This window comes from Candidatus Thioglobus sp., assembly GCA_028228555.1.
Taxonomy (GTDB): domain Bacteria; phylum Pseudomonadota; class Gammaproteobacteria; order PS1; family Pseudothioglobaceae; genus Thioglobus_A.
Map to the genome: position 1 here is coordinate 1 of JAOJBP010000024.1, position 3,968 is coordinate 3,968.

General features: G+C 39.1%; 3 protein-coding genes and 2 tRNA genes. All 5 read left to right on the forward strand.

What is annotated here, in order from left to right:
• A partial coding sequence (locus N9Y32_06890) for a fumarate reductase/succinate dehydrogenase flavoprotein subunit (protein MDB2590735.1) occupies window positions 1-1,643 on the forward strand: 1,643 nt, incomplete at its 5' end.
• The gene (locus N9Y32_06895; GenBank protein ID MDB2590736.1) at window positions 1,640-2,371 is read left to right on the forward strand and encodes a succinate dehydrogenase/fumarate reductase iron-sulfur subunit; all 732 of its coding nucleotides are present in this window, start codon (window positions 1,640-1,642) and stop codon (window positions 2,369-2,371) included. The genes N9Y32_06890 and N9Y32_06895, both read left to right, overlap by 4 nt.
• A gap of 50 nt (window positions 2,372-2,421) precedes the next feature.
• Window positions 2,422-3,645, forward strand: a complete 1,224-nt coding sequence (locus N9Y32_06900; protein MDB2590737.1) for a malate dehydrogenase — start codon at window positions 2,422-2,424, stop codon at window positions 3,643-3,645.
• Between the two features lie 70 nt (window positions 3,646-3,715).
• Window positions 3,716-3,800, forward strand: a tRNA-Tyr gene (locus N9Y32_06905).
• Between the two features lie 16 nt (window positions 3,801-3,816).
• A tRNA-Gly gene (locus N9Y32_06910) sits at window positions 3,817-3,890 on the forward strand.
• The last annotated feature ends 78 nt before the right edge of the window (window positions 3,891-3,968 follow it).

Here is a 3,968-nt window from a genome sequence, read left to right on the forward strand (position 1 = left end):
GTTTATTTTATGATACTATTAAAGGCGGAGACTTTAGAGCACGCGAGTCTAATGTTTATAGACTAGCCCAGCTTAGTAGTAATATTATTGATCAAGCTGTCGCACAAGGCGTGCCTTTTGCCAGAGAATACAGTGGTTATTTAGCTAATCGCTCATTTGGAGGCACTCAAGTTTCACGTACTTTTTATGCGCGTGGACAAACGGGTCAGCAACTTCTGCTCGGTGCTTATCAGGCGCATAGTCGCCAACTAGAAAACGATAATGTTACTCATCAGTCTAGATCAGAAATGTTAGAACTTATTATGGTTGATGATCAAGCACGTGGTGTTGTGGTTAGGGATTTAGTGAGCGGAGAAATTTCTGCACATACCGCAGATTGTGTTGTGTTGTGCACAGGTGGTTATAGCAATGTTTTCTATCTATCAACAAATGCTAAGGGTTGTAATACGTCAGCAACATGGCGCGCTTACAAGAAGGGTGCATACTTTGCCAACCCTAGTTTTACTCAAATTCATCCAACTTGCATTCCACCTACAGGTGAAAACCAATCTAAGCTTACTTTAATGAGTGAATCTTTGCGCAACGATGGACGCATTTGGGCACCTAAAAATACCGCTGATTGTACAAAAAATCCGGCTGATATCAAAGAAGAGGATAGAGATTATTTCTTGGAGAGAATGTACCCAGCATTTGCTAATCTAGCGCCAAGAGATGTGGCATCTCGCGCTGCTAAAGTTATTTGTGACAAAGGTCTTGGTGTTGGTAGTAAGATTCAAGGAAAGCGCTTAGGTGTTTACCTAGATTTCAGTGTTATCATTGAAAAATTAGGCCTAGATGCTGTAGCAGCAAAATATGGTAATTTATTTGACATGTATTCAAGCATTACTGGTGAAGATCCTTATCAAACACCTATGAAGATTTACCCAGCACCACACTACACCATGGGTGGATTGTGGGTAGATTACAATTTGATGACAACTGTAGAGGGTTTGTTTGCAGGTGGAGAGGCGAACTTCTCTGATCATGGTGCAAACCGATTGGGTGCTTCTGCATTAATGCAGGGTCTGGCAGATGGTTATTTTATTTTGCCAAAAACAGTTGCCAATTACTTGGCTAAAAATACATTGACTGAAGTTGATAATGATCACCCTCAAGTTGTTCAAAGTTTAAAGGCGGTTAAGGATCGTATTCAGAATCTCATGAATGCGCCACAACCAAAACATTCACCTGAGTATTTCCATCAGAAGCTAGGTGGTATATTATGGGATGCTTGTGGCATGTCTCGTGAAGCAGATAGATTAAAGCAAGCTATTGATGAAATTTCAGAATTAGAAGAACAATTCTGGCAAAACATTAAGGTCACAGGTGTTGATAATAATTTAAATCAAACTTTAGAGCGTGCCGGAAGAGTGGTTGATTTTATTGAATTAGGTAAGCTTATGTGCCAAGATGCTTTAATGCGAGAAGAGTCTTGTGGTGCCCATGCTAGAACAGAATATTTAACTGAAGGTGGCGAAGCTAAGAGAGATGATAGTGAATTCTCATTTGTGGGCGCTTGGGAGTTTATGTCTGAGCAGCCTAAGCTTCATAAAGAAGATCTTAATTATGAGTTTATTGAACCTACTGTGAGGAACTACAAATGAATTTTACCCTACATATTTGGCGACAAAAAAACATCAATATTGAAGGAGATTTTGTCACCTATAAAATTGATGATATTGATGAAGATACTTCTTTTTTAGAAATGCTGGATCAACTAAATGAGCAGCTTATTGCTAATAATGAAGACTGTATTGTCTTCGATTATGATTGCCGTGAAGGAATTTGTGGTTCCTGTTCATTGGTGATTAATGGCTACCCACATGGTGATAAAAATGCAACCACGACTTGTCAGTTATATATGCGTGACTATAAGCATCAAACTGAATTGTGGGTTGAGCCTTTTCGTGCTAAATCATTTCCAGTGATTAAAGATCTAACAGTTGATCGATCTGCATTTGATAGCATAATTCAATCAGGTGGATATATTTCTGTACATACGGGTGCTGCTCCAGATGCTAACGCGGTTTTGGTAGATAAGCCAAGTGCAGATGAAGCCTTTAATTCGGCAACTTGTATTGGTTGTGGCGCTTGTGTTGCAGTTTGTCCAAATGCATCAGCAACACTTTATGTTGCGGCTAAAATTACCCACTTGTCTTTATTGCCACAAGGCAAAATTGAAGAGAAAGCGCGAGCACAAAAAATGCTTAATCAAATGCAAAGTGAAGGTTTTGGAAGTTGCTCAAATCATCGACATTGTGAGCGCGTATGCCCTAAAGGCATTACAGTTTCTAATATTTCTAAGATGAATCAGGTTCTTGCTTGGTCGTAAAGATTACTCAAGCTTACTTTTTAATAAAATAAAATATAATAAAAATTATGATGACTAAAGAAGAATTACATCAAAAAGCTCTTGACTATCACCAAGGTGATCGTCCTGGAAAGTTGTTTGTTACATCCCATAAAGATTTGGCTACAAAAGAGGACCTAAGTTTGGCATATTCACCAGGTGTTGCTGCACCTTGTCTTGAAATTGCTAAAAATCCTGAACTGGTTAATAATTACACCATTAAAAACAACTTGGTTGCTGTTATTACAGATGGTTCTGCAGTATTAGGACTGGGCAATATTGGTCCATTGGCCTCGAAACCTGTGATGGAGGGTAAAGCAGTATTGTTTAAACATTTTGCTGATGTGGATGTGTTTGACATTGAAGTTGATACGCAAGATGTAGAGGAGTTTATTCAAACGGTTAAAAATATTGCACCAACTTTTGGTGGAATCAACCTGGAAGATATCTCTGCACCACGTTGTTTTGAAATCGAACAGCGCTTAATAGAAGAGTTGGATATCCCCGTTTTTCATGATGACCAACATGGCACGGCAATTATTATTGCAGCAGGACTTTTGAATTCGATTGAGATTCAGGGTAAGTCTATTGAAACTGTAAAGTTAGTTTGTCTAGGTGCAGGATCAGCAGGTATTGCAACACTAAACCTTTTGTGCGAATTGGGTTTGAAAAAAGAAAACATCCTATTGGTTGACCGAGAGGGTGTAATTTCAACAGATTTAGAGAATGTTAGCAAGGTCAAGGCACAGTATGCAGTTAAATCTGACAAAAAGACATTGGCAGACGCCATGCAAGATGCAGATATTTTTATTGGTGTAGCTGCTGCTAATTTAGTTTCCAAAGATATGATTAAGTCAATGGCAGATAAGCCAATTGTATTTGCTTTATCAAATCCTGATCCAGAAATTTCACCAACTGATGCAAACGCTGTTCGTGATGATTTAATCATGGCAACAGGACGTAGTGATTTTCCAAACCAGGTCAATAATGTACTTTGCTTTCCATTCATTTTCAGAGGTGCACTAGATGCAAAGGCGAGTGAAATTAATATTGAAATGAAAGTTGCAGCAGTACATGCTTTAAAAGAGTTAGCGAAATTAGAAGTGCCTAAAGATGTTCTAGCTGCCTATAATATTGATTCTCTAAGTTTTGGAAAAGACTATATCATCCCTACACCCTTTGACAAAAGACTAATTGATATCATGCCAAAAGCCGTTTATGATGCTGCTATTGCCAGTGGCGTTTCTAGAATTTAAAAAAACACGTAAAAACTTCAAATTAACGCTTGCAAAGGCTTAGCGTCTATGGGATAATTTTGGATTGTTTGGAGAGATTTACGAGTGGTTAAAGTATGCGGATTGTAAATCCGTCGCCCCTGGCTTCGAAGGTTCGAATCCTTCTCTCTCCACCATAAACAAAAAGAATTTGCGGGTATCGTATATTGGTATTACCTTGGCCTTCCAAGCCAATGAGACGAGTTCGATTCTCGTTACCCGCTCCAAGTGGGGGAATGTGCTCACCTAGCTCAGTCGGTAGAGCACTTCCTTGGTAAGGAAGAGGTCGGCGGTTCAAATCCGCT

What these genes read in the sequence shown, in the direction of transcription:
- N9Y32_06895 (MDB2590736.1), top strand. Translation starts at nt 1,640, where the DNA reads ATGAATTTTACCCTACATATTTGGCGACAAAAAAACATCAATATTGAA.
- N9Y32_06900 (MDB2590737.1), top strand. Translation starts at nt 2,422, where the DNA reads ATGACTAAAGAAGAATTACATCAAAAAGCTCTTGACTATCACCAAGGT.